At 66.9% G+C, this 23312-nt stretch carries 19 protein-coding genes; 11 read left to right on the forward strand and 8 right to left on the reverse strand.

The window, feature by feature from the left end; translation table 11 throughout:
* The first annotated feature begins 125 nt into the window (after positions 1 to 125).
* Positions 126 to 611, forward strand: a complete 486-nt coding sequence (locus OHA70_RS38680) for a hypothetical protein (RefSeq protein WP_328326672.1) — start codon at positions 126 to 128, stop codon at positions 609 to 611.
* Positions 612 to 961: 350 nt separating this feature from the next.
* Here OHA70_RS38680 and OHA70_RS38685 read toward each other — a convergent pair whose 3' ends face one another.
* Positions 962 to 1321, reverse strand: coding sequence for an ArsR/SmtB family transcription factor (locus OHA70_RS38685; protein WP_328326674.1), 360 nt, complete (start codon positions 1319 to 1321; stop codon positions 962 to 964).
* A complete protein-coding gene (locus tag OHA70_RS38690; protein ID WP_328326676.1) occupies positions 1318 to 1779 on the reverse strand; it encodes an SRPBCC family protein in 462 nt (153 codons plus the stop codon). The genes OHA70_RS38685 and OHA70_RS38690 overlap by 4 nt, the downstream gene beginning before the upstream one ends.
* A gap of 129 nt (positions 1780 to 1908) precedes the next feature.
* Here OHA70_RS38690 and OHA70_RS38695 point away from each other — a divergent pair, with 129 nt between their 5' ends.
* The 3 genes from OHA70_RS38695 to OHA70_RS38705 all read left to right on the forward strand — a co-directional run bounded on the left by OHA70_RS38695 (position 1909) and on the right by OHA70_RS38705 (position 3523).
* The gene (locus OHA70_RS38695) at positions 1909 to 2418 is read left to right on the forward strand and encodes a hypothetical protein (RefSeq protein ID WP_328326678.1); all 510 of its coding nucleotides are present in this window, start codon (positions 1909 to 1911) and stop codon (positions 2416 to 2418) included.
* 33 nt (positions 2419 to 2451) lie between these two features.
* Positions 2452 to 3147 carry an SDR family NAD(P)-dependent oxidoreductase gene (locus OHA70_RS38700; protein WP_328326680.1) on the forward strand — a complete coding sequence of 232 codons (696 nt, stop codon included), beginning with the start codon at positions 2452 to 2454 and terminating at the stop codon, positions 3145 to 3147.
* 64 nt (positions 3148 to 3211) lie between these two features.
* Positions 3212 to 3523 carry a putative quinol monooxygenase gene (locus tag OHA70_RS38705; protein ID WP_328326682.1) on the forward strand — a complete coding sequence of 104 codons (312 nt, stop codon included), beginning with the start codon at positions 3212 to 3214 and terminating at the stop codon, positions 3521 to 3523.
* Positions 3524 to 3582: 59 nt separating this feature from the next.
* Here OHA70_RS38705 and glgP read toward each other — a convergent pair whose 3' ends face one another.
* The gene (gene glgP / locus OHA70_RS38710; RefSeq protein WP_328326684.1) at positions 3583 to 6183 is read right to left on the reverse strand and encodes an alpha-glucan family phosphorylase; all 2601 of its coding nucleotides are present in this window, start codon (positions 6181 to 6183) and stop codon (positions 3583 to 3585) included.
* Positions 6184 to 6432: 249 nt separating this feature from the next.
* Between glgP and OHA70_RS38715 the strand changes: the two genes are divergently transcribed.
* Together OHA70_RS38715 and OHA70_RS38720 are read left to right on the forward strand one after the other, a co-directional pair.
* Entirely contained in the window at positions 6433 to 8421 is a 1989-nt protein-coding gene (locus tag OHA70_RS38715) for an alpha-1,4-glucan--maltose-1-phosphate maltosyltransferase (RefSeq protein ID WP_328326686.1), read from the forward strand.
* A 41-nt stretch (positions 8422 to 8462) separates the two neighbouring features.
* Positions 8463 to 8846 carry a hypothetical protein gene (locus tag OHA70_RS38720; RefSeq protein WP_328326688.1) on the forward strand — a complete coding sequence of 128 codons (384 nt, stop codon included), beginning with the start codon at positions 8463 to 8465 and terminating at the stop codon, positions 8844 to 8846.
* Here the strand turns inward: OHA70_RS38720 and OHA70_RS38725 are convergent.
* Both OHA70_RS38725 and OHA70_RS38730 read right to left on the reverse strand, forming a co-directional pair.
* Positions 8843 to 10018 (reverse strand): threonine synthase, encoded by a 1176-nt coding sequence (locus OHA70_RS38725; protein ID WP_328326690.1) that lies wholly within the window; start codon positions 10016 to 10018, stop codon positions 8843 to 8845. The genes OHA70_RS38720 and OHA70_RS38725 overlap by 4 nt on opposite strands.
* 11 nt (positions 10019 to 10029) lie before the next feature.
* Complete coding sequence (locus OHA70_RS38730; RefSeq protein WP_328326692.1) at positions 10030 to 10662, reverse strand: winged helix-turn-helix domain-containing protein; 633 nt, start codon at positions 10660 to 10662, stop codon at positions 10030 to 10032.
* A gap of 293 nt (positions 10663 to 10955) precedes the next feature.
* Here OHA70_RS38730 and OHA70_RS38735 point away from each other — a divergent pair, with 293 nt between their 5' ends.
* Positions 10956 to 15371 (forward strand): S8 family serine peptidase, encoded by a 4416-nt coding sequence (locus OHA70_RS38735; RefSeq protein ID WP_328326694.1) that lies wholly within the window; start codon positions 10956 to 10958, stop codon positions 15369 to 15371.
* Positions 15372 to 15431: 60 nt separating this feature from the next.
* On the opposite strand, the gene OHA70_RS38740 is transcribed toward OHA70_RS38735, so the two are convergent.
* The 3 genes from OHA70_RS38740 to OHA70_RS38750 all read right to left on the reverse strand — a co-directional run bounded on the left by OHA70_RS38740 (position 15432) and on the right by OHA70_RS38750 (position 17784).
* On the reverse strand, positions 15432 to 15560 hold the full coding sequence (locus tag OHA70_RS38740; protein ID WP_328326696.1) for a hypothetical protein: 129 nt from the start codon (positions 15558 to 15560) through the stop codon (positions 15432 to 15434).
* An 88-nt stretch (positions 15561 to 15648) separates the two neighbouring features.
* A complete protein-coding gene (locus tag OHA70_RS38745) occupies positions 15649 to 16242 on the reverse strand; it encodes a winged helix-turn-helix domain-containing protein (RefSeq protein ID WP_328326698.1) in 594 nt (197 codons plus the stop codon).
* A gap of 312 nt (positions 16243 to 16554) precedes the next feature.
* A complete protein-coding gene (locus OHA70_RS38750; protein ID WP_328326700.1) occupies positions 16555 to 17784 on the reverse strand; it encodes a glycoside hydrolase family 18 protein in 1230 nt (409 codons plus the stop codon).
* A gap of 192 nt (positions 17785 to 17976) precedes the next feature.
* Here OHA70_RS38750 and arfA point away from each other — a divergent pair, with 192 nt between their 5' ends.
* From arfA to OHA70_RS38770, 4 genes are all read left to right on the forward strand, one after another.
* Positions 17977 to 19116: a channel-forming protein ArfA/OmpATb gene (arfA, locus tag OHA70_RS38755; RefSeq protein WP_328326702.1), complete on the forward strand. Its 1140-nt coding sequence runs from the start codon at positions 17977 to 17979 to the stop codon at positions 19114 to 19116.
* A 133-nt stretch (positions 19117 to 19249) separates the two neighbouring features.
* On the forward strand, positions 19250 to 19804 hold the full coding sequence (locus OHA70_RS39835) for a sunset domain-containing protein (protein WP_442913859.1): 555 nt from the start codon (positions 19250 to 19252) through the stop codon (positions 19802 to 19804).
* Positions 19805 to 20142: 338 nt separating this feature from the next.
* A complete protein-coding gene (gene treS / locus OHA70_RS38765; RefSeq protein WP_442913860.1) occupies positions 20143 to 21867 on the forward strand; it encodes a maltose alpha-D-glucosyltransferase in 1725 nt (574 codons plus the stop codon).
* Complete coding sequence (locus tag OHA70_RS38770; protein ID WP_328326704.1) at positions 21864 to 23276, forward strand: maltokinase N-terminal cap-like domain-containing protein; 1413 nt, start codon at positions 21864 to 21866, stop codon at positions 23274 to 23276. Before treS ends, OHA70_RS38770 begins: the two co-directional genes overlap by 4 nt.
* Positions 23277 to 23312: the final 36 nt, after the last annotated feature.

The raw sequence follows: 23312 nt of genomic DNA on the forward strand, positions 1-23312 counted from the left end.
CCCACCAAGCGCGGCCGATCCGCCCTCTCCCCCTCCACACGAACCAAGCACCCCCACATCGACAATCCGCTCCACGTCCCCTGAGAGAAGTTGCGAACGATGAACCTAGTATCTACCTTTGAGGTATGGGTGACATGCAGGAAGTGACGTTCACCGATCTGCTGCAACGGCCGACCGAGACCATCGACAAGTTGAAGGCAAGCCGTCGGCGGGCCCTGCGCGTGCACCGGCGAGGCGCGGAGGACGATCTCGTGCTGACCACTGCGTCCCGATCTGCTCAGGACGATCAGTTGGTGGAGGTCGCGACCCGGCTTCTGCGGGCGATCATGAGCGATCCGGTGGTCCGGTCGAGCCATCTGCTGGATCTCGTGCCACAGGTTTTTCCTTGGCTTCGATTCCTGCCGTCAAACGACCGAATCGAGTTCGTCCGCGAACTCATCGCGGTCATGGATGCCAGCAATGACGTCGATTCGCCCGCCCCCGTCCTTCAGTTGATCACCGAGTGGAAGAACACCGCACAGATCTATGCCGATCCCGAGCTTCTGGCGAATCTCCGGTCGGAGGTCATCGACGACGCCGGAGCCGTTCCGGCTCCCCCGCCCGAGTCGTGAGCCCGAGCAAGAAGAACGACCGGGTCGCTCCGCCGGCCGAACCCGGTTGCTGGCTTCTGAAATTCGGTACTACTGAAGCAGCCAAGGGGTGGGAGGAACTGGTTGGACAGGCGAGAGCCAACCTCTGGGCGGCGTACGAGGCGATCCGGACCGACCCGACACCGTTTCCCACGACCCCCCGGCATCATCGACTGAAAGGCGAACTGGGCACCGTCGCTGGACTCGAACAATGGCAGTACGAGGTGACCGCTGGCGGGCGCATCTGGTACGTCGTCGACCCTGACAAGAAGACGGTGTGGATCAGGTGGGCAGGCACCGGACACCCCAAGGCCACTGACTAGGCGTGGCTACTACTTCTTAGTTTGGTTGGCTGCGTTGGCTTTGTGTTGGATTGATTCGGCTAGGCGTTTGATGCGTTGGAGGCGGGCGTCCCAGGCGGCGGTGACTGAGGTTAGTTGGGCTACGGCTCGGGCTAGTTGGGCTTCGTCTACGTGGTAGAGCTTTTCGCGGCCGGCTGAGCGGGATTGGACCAGGCCTACTCGGTCCAGGACGGTGAGGTGTTTGGCTACCGCCTGGCGGGTGACGGGGAGTTGCTGGCCGAGGGTGGTGGCGGTGCCTTCGCCGGTGGCGAGGAGGAGGTCGAGCATCCGGCGGCGGGTTGGGTCGCCGATGGCGGACCAGAGGTCGTCGTCGACGGTGGTGGGGCTCATGAGTGTGCCTCCAGCGTTGCGACGTACACGGGGAGCCTCGGCATGAAGTAGTCCCAGCCGGTGGCGTGGTCGTTGTACTGCGCTTCCAGTACTGCGGCCTCCCAGCCCATCTCGCGGAAGCCGGTCTCGGTCATCTTCACCAGCGTGCCCTCGCCCGACGGGATCAGGTCGAACGTGACGAGCAGCGAGTTGCCCTTCTTCGCCACGTCGCCAGCCGGATGGGTCCAGCGGAACGAGAACATCCGTGGCGGAGCAGCGTCGACCACAGTGAACTGGACAACCTGACCGCCGGCGTCCGGGTCGCCGAACACGATCTCCCCCGCCGCGCCAGGCGTCGCCTCGTACCGGGCGTCGTCCGGCCACCACTCCTTGAGGTGTTCGGGGCTGCTCACCACGTCGAAGACGATCTCGGGTGCTGCGCCGACGTAGATCTCGCGTTCGAGCGTTCCGAACTCCATGCCATCCTCCTGCAATCCTTGGTTGCGGATCACCTTAGCCCGCGCCGATCGGATAAGCAACAGATGGTTGCGCATCACAGCAACCTCAGCTAATCTCATGTGCAACCAAACGTTGCAAAAGGAGAGGTCATGGACACCACGATGGTTCAGGAAGCGTTCCGCGCACTGCTGGATGCCGCCGGTACGGTCGCCGCCGCGGGCGACACGGTCGTCACCCCGCCGGCCGGCGAGTGGAATGCCGAGCAGGTCCTGGCGCATGTGGCGATCGTCAACGCCACGACCATCGCGGCCGCCGCGTCGATTGCCGCGGGCACCGTTCCGGCGTACGACAACCGGATCTCCCACGACCCGTGGACGATCCAGCGCGTCATCACGGTGGCCGGTGGGATCGCGGGGCTTCAGGAGCGCATCCGCCGGCAAGGGGAAGCACTAGCAACGTTTGACGGCGCGGCCTTGAGCGAGGCCGAGTTGAACACGTTGGTACCGACCCTGCTCGTGTCGCACGACGCCGTACTGGTCAACCAGCCCCTGCCTCTGCGGGATCTACTCACCGGGCTAGTGGAGTCCGAGCTTCCCGGGCACACGCAGCAGTTGCTGGCTCTGCTTCCTGACAACGCCCGGGTTGCCTCTGCCGCGTGATAGATCAGTTGCTCACCTACGAAGGGAGTACTGATGCCTGGCCAGGTCGCACTCGTCACCGGCGCCAACCGGGGAATCGGCGCCGAGCTTGCCGAGCAACTCCATACGCAGGGGTGGACGATGCTGCTCGGCGTACGGGATCTCGGCAAAGGGCGTGAGACGGCGCGGGCCATTGCTCCGGGCAGCGAGCGACTGTTGCCGGTCAAGTTGGATGTGAGCGATCCCGATGATGCTGCAGCCGCGGCCGAGTGGGCGGCGGGGCGGGTGGAGCAGGTCGATGCTGTGATCAACAATGCGGCGATTCTGTACGACCCTGGGGAACGCGCGATCAGTGTTGACCTCGCGTCAGTTCATCAGGCGATGGAGACCAATCTGTATGGCGCCTGGAGGGTCTGTCAGGCGTTCCTGCCGTTGCTTCGCCGGAGTGAGCATCCGCGGATCGTCAACGTGTCGAGCGAAGGCGGTTCGATCAGCGAGATGACCGGTGGAGCGCCGGCGTACAGCGTCTCCAAGGCGGCGCTGAACGCGCTGACCCGACTGCTTGCCGGGGAGCTGCGCCGGGACCGCATCCTCGTGAACGCGATCTGCCCCGGTTGGACTGACACCGACATGGGCCAGGGCGGGCGACCGGTCCGCGACGGAGCGCGAAGTGTGCTCTGGGCCGTCGACCTCCCCGACGACGGCCCGACCGGAGGCTTCTTCCGCGACGGGCGACCGCTGCCGTGGTGAGTTCGTTGCACCGCGCGGCTGGTTAGCTACCTGTACCTGTCCGGGCTCGAGGTAGGAGACGTTCATGTACGGAGGACTCGCGAGGTTCGTCGTGAAGCCGGGGAAGCTGGACGAGTTCCTGGAGGTGGTGCGGTGGAGCTCCCGGATCGCCAGGGACGAGGAGCCCGGGACGTTGCGACTGGACGTCTGGCAAGTCGATGGAGAGCCGGACATCGTCTACGGCTATGAGTGCTACACAGACCGGGACGCCTTCGAAGCCCACATCAAGAACGCAGCAGTACGACGCTTCGGCGAGGTGATGGACGACTTGGTCGAAGGCTGGACGATGGTCATCCCCTTCACCAACAGCACAGCCTCAAACGCCGACCTGCAGTAGCTCGGGAAACAGAAACGCGGGCCCCGCCTAGTGAGGTAGGCGGGGCCTGCCTTAGATGCTCAGAATTCGGAGCCTGCGGGGAGGTCCGGGGTTTCTGGGTCTTCGGGGTCGGAGGGGCCGGCTGCCAGGCCCAGTTCTGCTGGGCTGGCGAGCATCGGGTTCTTCGGGAGGACTCGGACCGTGTAGCCGAAGGGGCCGGTGCGGTCGAGTTTGAGTTCGCCTTCGTAGCGGTGGCGGTTGCCCTCGTACGTTTCGGCGAGCGACAGCGACACCCGCACCGGATCGGTGATCTCGTCCTCCGAGTTCACCCGCCCGTGCAGCGCCTCGACGTCGATGTCCGCCGGCGTCAGGTCCCCGAGCGTCACGAACGCCCGGATCCCCACGGTCGTACCAAGCTGCGGCACGTCCCCGAGACCCTGCAGCTCGACGTGGTCGACGCGGATCGCCGGCCAAGCAGCCCGTACCTGCTTCTTCCACGCTGCCAGCTGACGTGCACCCTCGTACGTCGAGTTGAGCTGCCGCGACGAGTGCGCCGCCGGCACGTAGAGCTGCTGGACGTAGTCGCGAACCATCCGCGTCGCCAGCACCTTCGGCCCGAGCTCCTTGATCGTGTGCCGCAGCATCTCGATCCAGCGGCCCGGGACGTCGCCGTCGTAGAACCGCGGCGCGACCTGCTTCTCGATCAGGTCGTACAGAGCGTGCGCCTCGAGGTCATCGCGACGATCCGTGTCCTCGATGCCCTCGGCCGACGGGATCGCCCAGCCGAACTCGTCGTCGTACCACTCGTCCCACCAGCCGTCGCGGATCGAGAGGTTCAACGCACCGTTCAGAGCAGCCTTCATGCCCGACGTGCCGCACGCCTCGTACGGACGCAGCGGGTTGTTCAGCCAGACGTCGCAGCCCGGGTACATCGGCTGCGCCAGCGCGATGTCGTAGTCCGGCACGAACACGATCCGGTGCCGCACCTCCGGGTCGTCGGCGAAGCGAACCATCTCCTGGATCAGCTTCTTGCCGCCCTCGTCGGCCGGGTGCGCCTTGCCCGCGATGACGATCTGGATCGGCTTCGTCGGGTGCAGCAGCAGAGCCTTCAGCCGGGCGGGGTCGCGCAGCATCAAAGTCAGCCGCTTGTACGACGGTACGCGCCGGGCAAACCCCATCGTCAGCACGTCCGGGTCCAGGATCGAATCGACCCAGCCCAGCTCGGCCTCGGAAGCGCCCCGGTTCACCCAGGACGCGCGGACCCGGGAGCGGGTGTCGTCGATGAAGCGCTGCCGCAGCATCCGCTTCGTCTCCCACAGTTGCGCGTCGGTGGTCTTGTCGAGGCCCTCGAAGATGCCCTCGCCGTCGACCGCCGTGTCGGTGTTCGCATAGGTCAGCTGGTGGATCTCGCGCGCGACCCAGGTCGGCGCGTGAACGCCGTTGGTGATCGAGGTGATCGGTACGTCGGTCGGGTCGAAGCTCGGCCACAGACCGGCGAACATCCCCCGGCTGACGACACCGTGCAGCTTCGAGACGCCGTTGGCCCGCTGCGCCAGCCGCAGACCCATGATCGCCATGTTGAAGACCGACGGGTCGCCGTTCTCGAAGTCCTCCGCGCCGAGCGCGAGGATCCGGTCGATCGGCACGCCCTCGCCGAACACGTCCGGCGAGAAGTGCTGCTGGATCAGCTCGACCGGGAACCGGTCGATGCCGGCCGGGACCGGCGTGTGGGTGGTGAAGACGGTGCCGCCGCGGGCGACCTCGAGCGCGGTGTCGAAGTCGAGCGACTGGTCGGTGGCGAGCTCGCGGATCCGCTCGACGCCGAGGAAACCGGCGTGGCCCTCGTTGGTGTGGAAGACCTCCGGCGCCGCGTGGCCGGTGACCCGGCAGAACTCACGGACGGCGCGGACGCCACCGACACCCAGCAGGAGCTCCTGCAGCAACCGGTGCTCGGTCGTACCGCCGTACAGCCGGTCGGTGACCTCGCGCTCGGCGGGCTCGTTGTCCTCCATGTCGGCGTCGAGCATCAGCAGCGGCACGCGGCCGACCTGGGCGACCCAGATCTGCGCGCACAGCTTGCGCTCGCCCGGCAGCGTCACCTCGATGGTGGCCGGAGTGTCGCCGTCGCGCAGCAGGCTGATCGGCAGACCGTCGGGGTCCACCAGCGGGTACCGCTCCTGCTGCCAGCCTTCACGGTTCAGCGACTGGCCGAAGTACCCGTGGCGGTAGAGCAGGCCGACACCGATCAGCGGCACACCGAGGTCGCTCGCGGCCTTCAGGTGGTCACCGGCCAGGATGCCGAGGCCGCCCGAGTACTGCGGCAGCACGTGGGTGATGCCGAACTCCGGGGAGAAGTAGGCCACCGAGCTGACCGGTGAACCGGCCTCGGCCTGGAACCACCGGTCGTCGGTCACGTAGCCGTTCAGGTCGTCCACAGCCAGCTCGAGCCGGCGCAGGAAGGCGTGGTCGTTCGCCAGCTCGTCGAGCCGGGCCGCGGGTACCTCACCGAGAAGCCTCACCGGGTCACCACCGGTACTGCGCCACAACAGCGGGTCGACGGCCTCGAAGACGTCTTGCGTCTCCGGGTGCCAGACCCAGCGCAGGTTGTTCACCAGGGTGCCGAGACCGGTCAGCGGCTCGGGCAGGACAGGGCGGACGGAGAATCGTCGTATCGCTCGCACCGGGACACCGTACCGGCCCGAAGCGCCGACAGCACCCTCGGGATGCATCGATCTTGCAACGTGAGCAAGAACTTGCAGACCAGACCACTAACCCCTGAGGTTCACTCTGTATCAGCCTGTGAGCAAGCAATCCAGAGTTTGATCCAAACCGTGACGCCCGCATGGCGCGTCACACCTCGGGGAACCGATAGCGTGAGTGTTGTACTTCCCTGTTCCTGCTACTGCGGAAAGCGAAGGTTCGTTAACTCCATGACTGGGCGCATCCCGATCACCGACGTCACCCCGACCGTCGACGCCGGAGCGTATCCGGCCAAGTCGTCGGTGGGCGAGACCTTCACCATCGCGGCCACCGTGTTCCGCGAAGGCCACGACGCGGTGAACGCGAACGTCGTGCTGACGTCGCCGTCGGGACAGACAAGACGGATGCTGATGACGCCCGTCGGCCAGGGCTCGGACCGCTGGACGGTCGACGTCACCCTGCAGGAGCAGGGCGCCTGGACCTTCGCGATCGAGGGCTGGAGCGATCCGTACGGCACCTGGCGGCACAACGCCGAGATCAAGATCCCGGCCGGTATCGACGTCGACCTGATGTTCGCCGAGGGGGCTGCCTTCTTCGATCGTGCGGCTGCCGGCGTACCGCCCGCAGTACGGGTGGATCGTTCGACCCTGAGCGATGCGGCCCAGGCGTTGGCAAACCCAGCGTTGCCGGCCGAGGCCCGACTGGCCGCGGGCATCTCGCCGCAGGTCCGCTCGGCGCTCGGCCGCTATCCGGTACGTGAGCTGATCACCTCCTCCGAGACGTACCCGGTGTGGGTCGATCGCCAGCTCGCCTTGTACGGCAGCTGGTACGAGTTCTTCCCGCGCTCCGAAGGCGCGTACTACGACGAGGAGAAGCAGGAGTGGGTGTCGGGCACCTTCAAGACCGCCGCCCAGCGCCTCGACGCCGTCGCCGCGATGGGCTTCGACGTGCTCTACGTGCCGCCGGTCCACCCGATCGGCAAGTCGTACCGCAAGGGCCCGAACAACACCCTCGACCCGAAGCCGGGCGACCCCGGCTCCCCCTGGGCGATCGGCAGTGCAGAGGGCGGGCACGACGCGATCCACCCGGAGCTCGGTACCTTCGACGACTTCGACGCATTCGTCGGCCGGGCCCGTGAGCTCGGTCTCGAGGTCGCGATCGACTTCGCGTTGCAGGCCTCGCCGGATCACCCGTGGGTGACCGAGCACCCGAAGTGGTTCAGTGTCCGCGCGGACGGCTCGATCGCGTACGCCGAGAACCCGCCGAAGAAGTACCAGGACATCTACCCGATCAACTTCGACAACGATCCCGAAGGCATCTACGCCGAGGTGCTGCGGATCCTGAAGCTGTGGATCTCGCACGGTGTGACCGTGTTCCGGGTCGACAACCCGCACACCAAGCCGGTCAACTTCTGGGAATGGATCCTCGGCGAGATCCGGAAGACCGACCCCGACGTGATCTTCCTGTCCGAGGCGTTCACCCGGCGGCCGATGATGCAGGAGCTGGCCAAGGTCGGCTTCCACCAGTCGTACACGTACTTCACCTGGCGCAACGAGAAGTGGGAGCTCGAGGAGTACCTGGAGGAGCTGACCAAGGAGACCGGCCACTTCCTGCGGCCGAACTTCTTCGTCAACACCCCGGACATCCTGACGGCCTACCTGCAGTACGGCGGCCCGGGCGCGTTCAAGATCCGTGCAGCGATCGCAGCCACCTCGTCGCCGGCCTGGGGCGTGTACGCAGGCTTCGAACTGTATGAGCACGTCGCATTGCGGCCGGGCTCCGAGGAGTACCTGGACACCGAGAAGTTCCAGCTCCGCCCGCGCGACTGGGATGCGGCCGCGAAGGAGAACCGCACGCTCGCCCCGTACCTGACTCTGCTCAACAACATACGCCGTCGCCACCCGGCCCTGCAGCAGCTGCGCAACCTCAGCCTGCACACCGTCGACGACGAGCAGATCATGTGCTTCTCCAAGCGCGTCACCGGCCCCGACGGCCACAGCGACACCGTCATCGTCGTGGTGAACACCGACCCGCACTCGGTCCGCGAGTCCCTCGTCCACCTCGACATGGCCGCGCTCGGCATGCGCCCCGAGGACACCTTCACCGTGTACGACGAGATCACCGGCGCGACCTGGCGCTGGGGTCAACAGAACTACGTGAAGCTCGACCCCAACGGCGACCCCTGCCACATCCTCGCCGTCCGCCGCGGCCAGGCCTGATCACCTGACATCATCGTCCTCACACAACTGAGGTGGGGACGATGATGTCGGTTCTGGAGAAAGTCCCGCTCGAACTGCGGCGCAAGGCAGGCTGGCTGATCCCGGCGATCACCGCGGCGGTCCTGACGAGTCTCTTTCCTGGCGGTGCGGAAACGACGATCAGCCAGTCGGAGCGACTCAGCTCCGGCCTGTTCGCGGCGGCGGGGGTTCTCGCCGGTGTGCTCTGGCAGTGGTTCAGCCCGCGCGATCTCGCTCAGCGGCTCACCTACCCAGCCGCGCTGGCGGTCCTGGTGGCGCTGATCTTCATGGTCCCCGGCGGCGACCTGATCCGGCACGGCCCGGACAACGGGTTCTGGTTTCCGCTCGGGCTGATCGCAGGGCTCGTGCTGATGACGCGGTGGCAGCAGTTGCGGAGCGAGGACTAGAGCGGGACGGTTTCCGGGTACTTCAGGCCGGTACCGGTGTTGAGGGCAACGACCTGGTCGTCAGCCTTGATCCAGCCGGCTGAGCGCAGTTGCTGGACGGCGGCGAAGTTGGCGGCGCCCTCGGGGCAGATGAAGCTGCCCTCCAGCACCGCGACCCGACGCTGAGCGGCGAGGATGTCGGCATCCTCGACCGCGACAGCACAACCGTCTGTCTCCGCAATCGCTTGCAGGACAAGGAAATCGCCGAGCGCCTTGGGCACCGTGATGCCAAAAGCAACCGTATGAGCATCAGGCCAAGGCTCACTCGACGGCAGGCCCTTCTCCCACGCCTGCACGATCGGCGCGCACCCAGTCGCCTGTACTGCGACCAGCCGCGGCATCGGCCCCTCGACCCACCCCAGAGCACTCAACTCGGCGAGCGCCTTCCAGATCCCGATCAGCCCCACTCCCCCACCGGTCGGATAGAGAATCACGTCGGGCAGCTTCCACCCCAACTGCTCCGCGATCTCCAGCCCCATCGTCTTCTTGCCCTCGATCCGGTAGGGCTCCTTCAGCGTCGACACATCCTGATACCCATCACGCGAAGCAAGCTCTGAGCGGATCCAGGCACCCGCGTCACCGATCAACCCATCGATCAGCTTCAGCTCAGCACCGACCACCGTCACCTCCCGCCGGCAGATCTCCGGCGCCGCCAGAGGCATGGCGATGAGCGCCTCCATGCCGGCCCGAGCCGCATACGTCGCCCACGCCGACCCGGCGTTCCCGTTCGTCGGCATAGCGATCTTCCGAACACCGACCTCCAACGCCCGCGACACCCCAACGGCCGCGCCTCGCGCCTTGAACGTCCCGGTCGGGATCAGCCCCTCGTCCTTCATCAGCAGCCGCTCGACGCCCAGTTCTCGCCCATAAGCAGGCAACGGGAGCAACGGCGTCATCCCCTCCCCCAGGCTGACCACGTTCTCCACGGCTCGGACCGGCAGCAGTTCGTGGTACCGCCAAAGATCAGCCGGCCGCGACGAGACCTCGGCCTTGGTGAGCCCGGCTCGCACCTCGTCGAGGTCGTACCGGGCAAGCAGCGGCGATCCGCAGGTACACAGTCCGATCACCTGATCGGCGTCATGAGTGAGGCCGCACTTCGGACATTCGAGGTGACTCAAGCTGGAGAAGCGCACGACCTCAGAGGCTACCCGGCACGCAACCCGGTAATCGCTGGGTTCTGGTGGTCGGTGAGCCGGAAGCCGGTACCCCGCACCGCGTCGATGGTGACCGTGGTGCCCAGCTCATCCAGTTTTCGGCGGACCCGCTTCACCAGCGAGTGCACGTCCGCAGTACCGCGCAGATGCCGGTTGCGCCACACCGCCTGATGCAGGCCCTCGTACGTCCAGACCCGCAGCGGCTCGGTCATCAGCCAGGTGAGCAGGTCGTGCTCGAGATCGGTCAGCGGCACCTCCCGGTCCCGCCACTTCGCGACCGACCGGGCCGAGTCGATCGTCAGTACGTCCGCCTCGGGGCCGTCTCGCTCGGACCGCCTACCAGGCACCTGGCGGGAAGGCGGTTCGGCCACGGACTCGGGTTCGGGCGGTTCGGGGTGCTCCGGTGGTACCGGGGGCGAGGGCTGCGCGGGCGTGATCAGCTTGCGCAGCTCCTCCAGGCTGGAGACCAGCAGCAGTGGTGCGACGTCGTCGACGAGCTCCGCCAGCCGGACTCGTTCCTCCAATGAGGCCGCCACTGCGATCAGCAGGGGAAACGGCTCGGTGGCGGAACTGGTCAAGTCGGGGGCGCCGTCGCTCGCGGTGGGGACACGGGCGGTGACCATCCGATTACGATGGCAACCTCTGCCTCTAATCGTCAACGCATTGACAAATATTGGCGAAACTTGCTTCGAAGCAGCCGACCGTCTGTCACATTCTGCTCACCAGGTGTGCTTGTTCTGACGTTGGAATGACACATAGGGTCCTCGGCAGGCTCGCCGCGTAACACGTGGCGACCTGGGGGGCACGGAGTGTTCGCAGAACCGGTTCACCAACCACGGCGCCTGCGGAGCCCTGCACCTCTGCACCATGACTCGGGGGAGTCGACTCGGGGTCGTACAAGTGAGGGGCTGCAGAGATGTCACATCAACGGAAGAAGGGGCTCGCCAGATCGCTGGTGAGCGCCTTTGCGGCGGTGGCGGTCGTCACCACCGGGCTGGCCGCCTCCGGCCTGGCCCAGGCCGCACCACCTACCAAGCCGAGCGGTACCACTGCCGCGCCGGACTCGAAGATCAAGCCTGACCTGCTGTCGAAGCTGGAAGGCAAGGACGCCAAAGAGACGACCGACTTCTGGGTCCGGTTCAGCGACAAGGCCGACCTGTCCGCCGCCAGCAAGATCACCAACTGGAACCAGCGCGGTACTGCCGTCGCGGCGGCGTTGCGCAAGACCGCCGCCGAGAGCCAGGCGAGCGTCAAGACCGAGCTGGACGCCCAGCACGCGACGTACAAGACCTACTGGGCGACCAACGCGATCGTCGTCAAGGGCGGCTCGCTCGCGATGGCGCAGAGCATCGCCGGGCACTCCGAGGTCGAGGGTGTCTACAACCCGGTCAAGTACGAGGTGCCGCCGGTCACCAAGGGCACCCAGCAGATGGAGGTCAACGCGGTCGAGTGGGGTATCGCGAACGTCAAGGCCGACCAGGTCTGGGCGCAGTACGGCGACAAGGGCGCCGGCATCACGGTGGCCAGCATCGACACCGGTGTCCAGTACGACCACCCGGCGCTGGTGAACCAGTACCGCGGCAAGCTGGCCAACGGCACCTTCGACCACAACTACAACTGGTACGACGCGGCCGGCAGCTGCTCGGGCGCTCCGTGTGACAACAACGGCCACGGCACCCACACGATGGGCACGATGGCCGGCGACGACGGAGCCGGCAACCAGATCGGCGTCGCGCCGGGCGTCAAGTGGATCGCCGCCAACGGCTGCTGCCCGAGCGACGATGCCTTGATCAGCTCCGGCCAATGGATGCTCGAGCCGACCAACCTCGCCGGGGCGAACCCGGACGCGAGCAAGCGGCCGAACGTCATCAACAACTCGTGGGGCAGCACGCTGCCGTCGAACGACCCGTTCATGGAGGACGTCACGCTCGCGTGGACCGCGTCCGGCATCTTCGGCGTCTTCGCCAACGGCAACAGCGGCTCCGCTTGTAACACCTCCGGCTCCCCCGGCAGCTCGACCAGCAACTACTCGGTCGGCGCCTACGACATCAACAACACCATCGCCTCGTTCTCCGGCCGTGGTGCCGGTCAGAACGGCACCATCAAGCCGAACATCTCGGCCCCGGGCGTCAACGTCCGGTCGAGCCTGCCCGGCAACACCTACGGCTCGTTCAACGGCACCTCGATGGCCACCCCGCACATGGCGGGCGTCGTCGCACTGCTGTGGTCGGGCGCACCGAGCCTGAAGGGCGACGTCGCGGCCACCCGTGCGCTGCTCAACGGCACCGCGATCGACTCCCCGAACGCGCAGTGTGGCGGTACCGACGCCAACAACAACGTGTTCGGTGAGGGCCGCGTCGACGCGCTCGCGCTGCTGAACGCCGCACCCGTCGGCGACACCGGCACTCTGTCCGGCAAGGTCACCGCCACCGGTGGCGCCGCCATCGCCGGCGCGGCTGTCACCATCAAGCAGACCGGTACCGCCGATAAGGTCGTCACCTCGGGCCCCGACGGCAGCTACTCCGCCGTTCTGCCCGCCGGCGACTACTCGCTCGCCGTGGCCGCCTTCGGCTACGTCGGCCAGACCGGCACGGCGACCATCACGGTCAACACCACCACCACGAAGAACTTCGCCCTGACGGCGGCTCCGACGGTCAGCGTCGGCGGTACCGTCACGGACGGCTCCGGCCACGGCTGGCCGCTGTACGCGAAGGTCAGCGTCCAGGGTCCCGGTGGCGTGTACGACTACACCACCCCGACCAACGGCCGTTACTCCTTCAAGGTGCCCGCCAGCGCGACGTACACGCTGACGGTCGAGTCCCAGCTCCCGGGCTACCAGACGGTCAGCCAGCCGATCACCGTCGGCGCGGGCAACCTGACCAAGAACGTGGCCGTCCCGGTCCGTTCTGACGCCTGCCTCACCGCGCCCGGCTACCGCAACGGCTCCGACGGCGTCTACGAGACGTTCGACGGCCAGGTCGCCCCGGCCGGCTGGACCGTGGTCGACAACAAGGGCAACGGCCAGACCTGGAAGTTCACCGATGCCGGCAACCGCGGCAACCTGACCGGCGGGTCCGGCGGTTTCGCGATCGTCGACAGCGACAAGTACGGCTCGGGCCAGAGCCAGGACACCTCCCTGGTCAGCCCGGTCGTCGATCTGACCGCGGTCGCGGCGCCGAAGATCAAGTTCAACCAGGACCTGAACATCTACTCCGACGAGAAGGTCGACGTCGACCTGTCCCTCGACGGCGGAACAACCTGGGCCACCGTGCTCACCCAGACCGCCGACACCCGCGGCGTCAAGGAGATCGCGATTCCGCAGGCGGCCGGCAAGTCCGCCGTCCAGGTCCGCTTCCACTACTACGACGCCTCCTACGAGTACTGGTGGGAGGTCGACAGCGTGCTGATCGGCAGCGCTGTCACCTGTGAGCCGACCGGCGGCGGTCTGGTCGTCGGCAACGTGAAGGACGCCAACACCGGCGGTTACGTGAACGGCGCCGTCGTCACCCGTGACGACAAGCCCAGCGAGACCGCGACCACCGTGGCGACCCCCGAGGACACCGGCCTGGCCGATGGCTTCTACTGGCTGTACTCCGCGGAGGACGGGCCGCACGGCTACACCGCCAAGGCGGGCAACTACACGAGCTCGCAGGCGACCGTCGATGTCGAGGCGGACTGGGTCACCCAGGCCGACTTCAGCCTGAAGGCCGGCCGCGTCTCGGTCGCTCCGACGGCACTCGCCGCCACCCTGAGGCTTCCGGGCGGCAAGGTGACCAAGCAGTTCGTGGTCACCAACACCGGCACCGCGGACGTCGACCTGAAGTTCGGCGAGCGTGACGGCGGCTTCACCCTGGAGAACGCGAACGGCAGCAAGACGACGAAGGCCCAGGTCTTCAACAGCACCGGCGCCCCGCTGCAGCGGCTCCAGGTTCCGACCTCGTTCGGCAGCAAGGTGTCCGGCAAGATGGCGGTCAAGCCAGCCGCACCGGGTCCGCTCGCGGCCCCGTGGACGAACATCGCCAACCTGCCGTCCGTCGTGATGGACAACCGGGTGGTCAACCTGGACGGGAAGATCTACTCGATCGCGGGTGGCGACGGCAACGCCGCGACCGGCAGCAGCTACGTCTACGACCCGGCCACCATGGCCTGGACCGCGATCGCCCCGCTTCCGGGCGCCCGTAACGCCGTCACCGTCGGCGCCGTGGGCGGCAAGCTCGTCGTCAGCTCCGGCTGGGGCGAGAGTGGTCCGGACGCAGCGACCTGGACGTACGACCCGGCCGCCAACGCCTGGTCCGCAGCGGCCGCCAACCCGGCTCCGCGTGCGGCCGCCGGGCAGGCTGTCCTCGACGGCAAGCTCTACGCCGTCGGTGGTTGCACCAGCGCGGCGTGCACCCCGATGTCCAACTCCGTGGTCGCCTACGACGCGGCGTCGAACAACTGGGCCACGCTGGCCAACTACCCGAAGTCGGTTGCGTTCGCATCCTGCGGCGCCATCGACGGCAAGGTCTACTGCTCCGGCGGTAACGACGGATCTGCCGCCACCGCGGCCAGCTACGTCTACGACCCGAGCGCGAACTCCTGGACCCCGATCGCCAACGCACCGGCCGACCACTGGGCGGCATCCTTCGCCGTCGCCGGTGGCAAGCTGCTCGTCGTCGGTGGAGTCCAGGGCGCCGCGGTCACCAACGCAGGGTTCGCATTCGACCCGGCCGCCGGTACCTGGGCCGCACTGCCGAACGCCAACCAGCCCCGCTACCGCGGTGGTGCGGCTTGTGGCTTCTACCGGGTCGGTGGATCGTCCGGTGGCTTCAACCCGACTGTGGAGGGTGAGGTCCTTCCGGGCCTCGAGGACTGCTCCGAGTCGTCGGCCGACGTCCCGTGGATGAGCCTGGACAAGACCGAGGCCACCCTGGCCCCGGGTGAGAAGGTCACCGTCAAGGTGGCGCTGAACGCCGCTGTCGACCAGCCGGGCACCTACACGGCCGCGGTCACCATCGGCGAGAACACGCCCTACAGCGTGGACCCGGTCGACGTGAAGCTCACTGTCACGCCGCCGACCACGTGGAGCAAGCTGGCCGGCACGGTCACCGGGGTCGCGACCTCGGGTACCACCGCCCCGCTGCCCGGCGCCACGGTCGAGGTCGACTCGTGGACCGCCGAGTACACCTTCATCACCGACAAGGACGGCGGCTACGCCTACTGGCTGGACCGCCGCAACAACCCGCTGACGCTGATCGCGGCCAAGGACGGCTACAAGCCGCAGACTCGGTCGACCAAGCTGATCAACGGAGAGACGGTCGTCGAGGACTTCGCTCTGAAGGCGACAAAGTAGTCAGGTAAAGAAAACCGCCCCCATCCAGCTCAGCTGGGTGGGGGCGGTTCTTTTGCTGCCTCAAGCCGTTTCGAGCTCGAGGTCTTCCGCAAGGTGGCTGTTCTGGCGGTCCATCAGCAAGAACGCTGTGTCCTCGTCGACCTGGAGACGCTCGGCGATCCCACGCACGAGGGCGTGCAGATCGAACATCGGGAACACTGCCCCAGCAACCTCCGGCACCACTGGCTCCGCCATATACGTCTAACGCGCGGCCGGGCGTTTGGTCACACAGGTGTTTTCAGACCGCCGTCAGGAGATGGAATCCGACCCCGCGGACAGCATGGATGGTGACGGTCGCGCCGAGGCTGGCCAGCTTCTGGCGGAGGCGTTTGACGACCGAGTGGATGTGCGAGCCGTGGCCGAGGTGCTCGTTGCCCCAGACCGCGTGGTGCAGCCGCTGGTACGTCCACACCTTGCCCGGTTCCTCGACCAGGCAGTGCAGGAAGTCGTGCTCCAACCGGGTCAGCCGCGCCTCCCGATCCTTGTACCGCACCACCCGGCGATCCACGTCGAGCTCGAGCGCGCTCTCCTCCGCGGCGGCCGGCGCGACGGCGACGGTCAGCGGCGTCGGTACCGGATCTGACGAGATGGGCAGCGCTGCCTCGATCTGGGCAGTCACGCCTCGCATGCTCATCGCCGGTACGACAGCAGGAGTCAGTACTACGGGCGCCGAGTCCGCCGTAGCGGTCATCTCCAGGAACGCCCGCGCCTGCTCGGCACTCGACACCAGCAGCAACGCGTCGGCACCCCCGAGCAGCCGGGCGAGGTGGACCCGCTCGGCGGTGGACGTCGCCACCCCGATGATCAACGACGAGTCCGGCAGCCTCTCCATGGAGCCCCTCCTGTCAAACGCTTGCCGGGGGTCGTGCAAGGGACAAGTACGGCGAACCTCGAGGGTTAAGTCAAGGGATTCCCTGCGTCCCCGGATGGCACAAATGCGACCTGTCCGACACCGGCCACAAACAGCCGCGAACGGTCTACGCAGCGCCACAAAACGGGCCTCCGGCCGTCGCTCACAGTCGCCGCCCCGAAACCGGATTACCGAGCAATACAAAGCGTCCGGAGCCTCTGCAGGACGGTGCAGAAGCTCCGGACACCGGGGATCGCCCACCGGATCAGGCGATGGTCTGAAGGGTCAAGATCGTCAGCCGACGGTCTTGACCGCGGTGATCAAGGCACCGTTGCTGGTATCACCGGACAGCTCCCAGAAGAAAGCGCCGCCCAGTCCCTGGGTATTCGCGTACGACATCTTGCTGCGGATCGTCGCCGGGGTGTCGTACCCCCACCACTGCCCGCCGCAGAACGCGTACGCCGTACCGCCGACCGTCCCCGTGGACGGGCAACGGGTCGAGATCAGCTTGTAGTCCTCGATCCCGGCCTCGTACTTGCCGGGCGCGGCTCCGGTCGCATGCCCACCCGGTGCCGCCTGGGTGACACCGGTCCAGCCACGGCCGTAGAAGCCGATGCCGAGCAGGATCTTCGACGACGGGATGCCCTTCGTCTTCAGCTTCTGGATCGCGGCGTCGCTGTAGAAGCCGGCGGTCGGGATCCCGGAGTACGAGGTCAGCGGTGAGTGCGGAGCCGTCGGGCCCTGCGCCGCGAACGAGCCGAAGTAGTCGTACGTCATCGGCATGATCCAGTCGAGCTTCTGCGCCGCCGTCGCGTAGTTGGTCGCGTCGATCTTGCCGCCGTTGGTGCCGTCGGCCGTGATCGCCGCCGTGACGAGCGCCGACGAACCGAACTTGTTGCGCAGCGCGGTGATGATGTTGTTGAACGCGTTCGGGCCGGACGTGTCGCAGCTCAGGCCGCAGGCGTTCGGGTACTCCCAGTCGATGTCGATGCCGTCGAAGACATCGGCCCAGCGCGGGTCCTTGACCAGGCTGTAGCAGGAGTCCGCGAACGCGGTCGGGTTCTGCGCCGCCTGGGTGAAGCCGCCGGACCAGGTCCAGCCGCCGAACGACCAGACCACCTTGATGTTCGGGAACTCGCGCTTGAGCTTGCGCAACTGGTTGAAGTTGCCGCGCAGCGCGCCGGTGTCCCAGGTGTCGGCGACGCCGTCCACCGAACTGGCCGCGTCGTAGAACTTGTCGTTCGCGGCATACGCGTCACCGATCGAGCAGCGCCCGTTGGTGGTGTTGCCGAACGCATAAACGATGTTGGTCAGCTTGGCGGCCGACCCGCTCGTCTTGATGTTCTTCACGTGGTAGTTGCGGTCGTAGACACCCCACTCGGTGAAGTAGCCGACGACCTTCTTGCCGGCGGCAACCGCTCGGGTGCCGTCCTGCATGGGCGTAGCGGCGACCGCGGACGGTACGACTCCCGCGGTCAGCAGAGCCAGGACGGCGAGCAGAGTGGGCAGCGGGCGGACTCTCATGGTTCCTCCAAGGGGGGCGGAAGAGGGACTCAGCGCACTCTATCGAGTACTCGCAGTTAAGAAAAGGAAGAACCTGAATAAAAGTGTCCGCCCGTTCAGGTAAAACTTTTCCGGGCTGGTATGCGCGCGTGGAGCCCTACGGAGTAGTCTCCTCGCGCACGGTCACCTATGACCGCTCTTGACGGAGGAACAGTGCCCGGACTTGCACGGCGGCGGCCTGGATTTGTTTGGCTGCTTGCGGCCGTTCTCGTTCCTGTCCTGCTCGCCGCGGTGGTGATCGCGATCAAGACCGGCCCGACCGAGGACGATCTGCAGCGACGGTCCCTGGCCGCACTCGACGCGCGGGGCATCACCGGCGTACGGGTCGACTTCTCCGGGCGGGACGCGACAGTCGTCGTACCAGCCGGTGCCGACGCAACTGAAGCGCAGAAGGTGGTTGCGGCCGTCGACGGCGTACGCACCGCCCGCACCGATGGCGGCAACGAGGAACTCGCGGCCAACCCGACCAGCGCGCCATCGACCGGTACCGCCGAAGAGCCCGCCGGTACGCCGTCCTCCCTCGCGACACCGCCCGCCGAAGCCGAAGTTGCTCCCTTCGAGCTCAGCCGGACCGACGAGGCGATCACCGTCCACGCAGTGGTCCGCGACCAAGCGGCGAAGGACAAACTCGTCGCCGAGGTGCAGGCGTTGCTGACCGAGGGCACCGACTTCACCGACCAGATCAGCATCGACGACAAGACCGCGTTGCCGAACCCGGCGGCGTTGTCGGCGCTGCTGCATGCGCTGTCGACCGCGACCGGTGCCGCCTCGATCAAGTACGACGGCGACAAGGTGACGTTGAGCGGCAAGGTCGCCGACCAGGCCACCAAGGCGACAGCGGCACGCGCGGCCGCGGCCGCCGTACCGGGTGCTGTGATCGCCAACGAACTCGAGATCCCGGTCGTCGCGAAGCCGCCGGTGAGCGAGGCGTGCCAGACCTTCGAGGCCCGGCTCGCGCGGTTCACCGCGGAGAACAAGCTCGTCTTCCTGTCCGGCACCGACTCGGTGAACGACGCCTCCCGCGCGTCGGTGACCAAGGCCGCGAAGCTGCTGCTGAGCTGCGCTACCTTCGACGTCGAGGTCGCCGGTCACACCGACAACCTCGGCGACCCGGCCACCAGCCTGCCGTTGTCACAGCAGCGCGCGGACGCCATCAAGACTGCGCTCGTCAAGCTCGGCGTACCCGCCGAGCGGATCACCAGCCGCGGCTACGGGGAGACCCGTCCGGTGGCACCCAACACCACGTCCGCCGGCCGGATCGCCAACCGCAGGGTCGAGATCCGAGTTCTCTAACGCTCCCTAGGGGATTTTCCATGAGTTGGCTGATCGCGCAGGTCTGGTTCCTGCTGCTCGCCGCGTTCGTCCTCGGCAGTGCCGCCGCCTGGCTGTTGTACCGCCTGCGGCCCGGCCTGAAGGGTGCGCGCTGATGGCTTATCTGTTCCGCCACAACTGGTTGTGGCTTTTACTGGCGTTCCTGATCGGCGCGATCATCACCTGGTTCCTGCTCAACCGCCGCGAACGCCCGTCGCTCGAGGAACCGGCCAAGCAGGAGCAGCCCGTCGAGGAGAAGACCCTCGTCGCCGCAGGCGTGGCAACGGCACCCGCTCCCCCGCAGCATTTCGAGGAACCGCCGGTGGAAGAGTCCGGCGGCGACCCCGAGCCGCTGCCTGCCCCGGAGCAGCTCCAGTTCTCCATGCGGATGGATGACGACGAGCCGGAGGCCGGAGTACAGGTGAAGGCCGAAGCCGTTCCGGTTGGTCGGTACGGCGAAGGGTCTGCCGACGCGGTGGCTCATCAGGGTCCGCCGGACGGGTTCACCATCAAGGGCAACGCCCAGTCGATGCTCTTCCACACCCCGGATTCCCCGTACTACGGCCGCACCAAGGCCGAGGTCTGGTTCCGGACCGAGGCCGACGCCGAACGGGCCGGATTCATCAAGTACGTCCGCAAGCCGCGCAAGTCCGCCCGGCCGAACGACTGACCTCCGGCGGTAGGCCAAATTAACGACCGAAACCGTGGAAGGCAACGCGTTCCAGGTCACGGTTTCGGTGAGGATTAGCGCGATCCGGCCCCCATTTGCTTGTACTGGCAAAGGGCCGTCACACTGAGCAGAACGTCGGCCCGGACCGCCCGTCCCGAGTCCCGTCGTTGCACATCACCGGACACCTCGGCGGCCCGCCCGTCCCCTTTTGAGAACCCGCGTGCGGGGTAAGGGAAAACAGTGCAGGCCGAAAAACGTGTCCACCCGCGCGTCGCCGGATCGACCCGGCGTCGCGGATCCGCAGTACCGCTAGGTTTGGACCGAGGGGATGACACCCGATGGAGGTGAGCGTGACCGACATGCTGCCGGAGCAGCACCACGGACTGACGAAGAGTGATCCGCTGTGGTTCAAGCGGGCCGTCTTCTACGAAGTGCTGGTGCGGTCCTTCAAGGACTCGAACGCCGACGGCATCGGCGACCTGCAAGGCCTGACCGAGAAACTCGACTACCTCGAGTGGCTCGGCGTGGATTGTCTGTGGTTACCGCCGTTCTACCCCTCACCTCTGCGTGACGGCGGCTACGACATCTCCGACTACACGAACGTGATGCCTGAGGTCGGCACGATCGCCGACTTCGCCGCGTTCATGGAAGCGGCACACGCGCGCGGCATGCGCGTGATCGTCGACTTCGTGATGAACCACACCTCGGACCAGCACCCCTGGTTCCAGGAGTCCCGCAACAACCCGGACGGCCCGTACGGCGACTTCTACGTCTGGTCCGACAACGACGAGGCCTACTCGGACGCGCGGATCATCTTCGTCGACTCCGAGACCTCCAACTGGACCTGGGACCCGGTCCGCCAGCAGTACTTCTGGCACCGGTTCTACTCCAACCAGCCCGACCTGAACTTCGAGAACCCGGCCGTCGGCGACGCGATGATCGAGGCGCTGAAGTTCTGGCTCGACCTCGGTGTCGACGGCTTCCGGCTGGACGCGGTGCCGTACCTGTTCGAGGAAGAGGGCACCAACTGCGAGAACCTGCCCAGGACGCACGACTTCCTGCGCCGGGTCCGCAAGGAGGTGGACGCGAACTACACCGACCGCGTCCTGCTCTGTGAAGCCAACCAGTGGCCTGGTGACGTGGTCGAGTACTTCGGCGACCGCGAGTCCGGTGGCGACGAGTGCCAGATGGCCTTCCACTTCCCGGTGATGCCGCGGATCTTCATGGGGGTCCGGCGCGAGTCGCGGTTCCCGATCTCGGAGATCCTGGCCCAGACCCCGCAGATCCCCGACACCTGTCAGTGGGGCATCTTCCTGCGCAACCACGACGAGCTGACGCTCGAGATGGTGACCGACGAAGAGCGCGACTACATGTGGGGCGAGTACGCCCAGGACCCGCGGATGAAGGCCAACATCGGTATCCGCCGCCGGCTCGCGCCGTTGCTCGACAACGACGTGAACCGGATGGAGCTGTTCACCGCGATGCTGCTGTCGCTGCCCGGCTCGCCGATCCTGTACTACGGCGACGAGATCGGCATGGGCGACAACATCTGGCTCGGTGACCGCGACGGCGTCCGGACTCCGATGCAGTGGTCGCCCGACCGGAACGCGTCGTTCTCGACGGCCACCCCGGGCAAGCTCAGCCTGCCGGTGATCATGGACCCGGTCTACGGTTTCCAGGCGGTGAACGTCGAGGCGGAGATGGAGAACGCGTCGTCGCTGCTGCACTGGACCCGGCGGATGATCCAGACCCGCAAGCAGCACCCGTGTTTCGGCATGGGTACTTTCACTGACCTGGGCGGTTCCAACCCCAGCGTGCTGTCCTACGTCCGCGAGTTCGGCGACGATGTGGTGCTCTGCGTGAACAACCTGTCGCGCTTCCCGCAGCCGATCGAGCTGGACCTGCGGCAGTGGCAGGGAGTGGAGCCGGTCGAGCTGCTGGGCGGGGTGCACTTCCCGACCATCGGCGAACTGCCGTACCTGCTGACGCTCGGCGCGCACGGTTTCTACTGGTTCCGTCTGCCGGTCAACAAGGCTGCTGATCGTGAGGAGAGCTCTTCGTGACTTCCCATCTGGACCAGGTCCAGTCCTTCTGCGCCAACCAGCGATGGTTCGGCGAGAAGGGACACGACGTCCACGTCGATGCGATGGCCACCTCGGTGTGGCTGTCGGACGAGGGCGTCTGGCCCGCGGTCCGGATCGGGTTCGTCTACTGCGCCGGTCCGCCCGGAGCGGAGAACGCAATCCGGGTCTACCAGCTCCCGCTCAGCTACCACCAGGCACCGGTCGACAACCTCGGCCATGCCCTGATCGGTGACTGGGAGGAGCAGGACCTCGGTGACACGAGGGTCTGGGTCTACGACGCGCTGCACGACAAGGAAGCCACGCCGTACTGGCTGGACGCCCTCACCCATGGGCGGCAGCTGGCCGGTCTGGAGTTCCACCCGGTGCATGCGCCGGAGCGGACGACCGTCGTACCGGAGGACGCGCAGTCGCTCGTCCTCACGGTCGAACAGAGCAACACGTCGCTGGTCTTCGGCGACACCGCACTGCTGAAGGTGTTCCGCCGGCTCGAGCCCGGGAGCAATCCCGGGGTCGAGATCGAGTCGGCGCTCACCGAGGCCGGCTCGGAACTGGTGCCTGAGGTGCTCGGCTCGGCGCGAGGCTCCTGGCCGCGCGCCGGCGGCGGCACGGACTCCGGCGAGCTGGCGATGATGACGGCGTTCCAGAAGAACGCGACCGACGGCTGGTCGTACGCGACCACCTCGGTCCGGGACCTGTACGCCGAAGCCGACCTGCATGCCGAAGAGGTTGGTGGCGACTTCGCGGGTGAGTCCCAGCGACTCGGCGCGGCCACCGCGCAGGTGCACGCCGAGCTGGCGAAGGCGCTCGGCACGGACATCTGGGAGCCCGCCCAGATGGTCGAGCATGCCGATGCGATGCGCCGCCGGCTGGAGAAGGCCATCAAGGCGGTGCCCGAGCTTGCCGAGTTCGGGCCTGGGCTGACGCGGGCGTTCGACTCGCTCGCGGCGTACGGCGTACCGGTGACCGTGCAGCGGATCCATGGTGACTTCCACCTGGGGCAGGTGCTGCGGACGATCGATGGCTGGAAGCTGATCGACTTCGAGGGTGAGCCGGCCAAGTCGCTGGTCGAGCGGCGCGCGCTGGACACCCCGATCAAGGACATCGCCGGGATGCTCCGGTCGTTCGACTACGCGGCCCGATCGCTGCTCGCCGACCACCAGGGCGACCAGCAGATCGCCTACCGCGCGGCCGAGTGGGCCAACCGCAACCGGCGCGCGTTCTGCGACGGCTACGCGGAGATCTCCGGCACCGACCCGCGCGACCAGAGCGTGCTGCTGAGCGCGTTCCTGGCCGACAAGGTCATCTACGAAACCCTCTACGAAGCCCGCAACCGGCCGTCCTGGCTGCCGATCCCGCTGGCGGCCGCCGCCCAACTGAGCGCCGAGTAATACCCAGTCACACCGCACCCACCTCACTCGCCGAAC

The organism is Kribbella sp. NBC_00382 (genome assembly GCF_036067295.1).
Lineage (GTDB): Bacteria > Actinomycetota > Actinomycetes > Propionibacteriales > Kribbellaceae > Kribbella.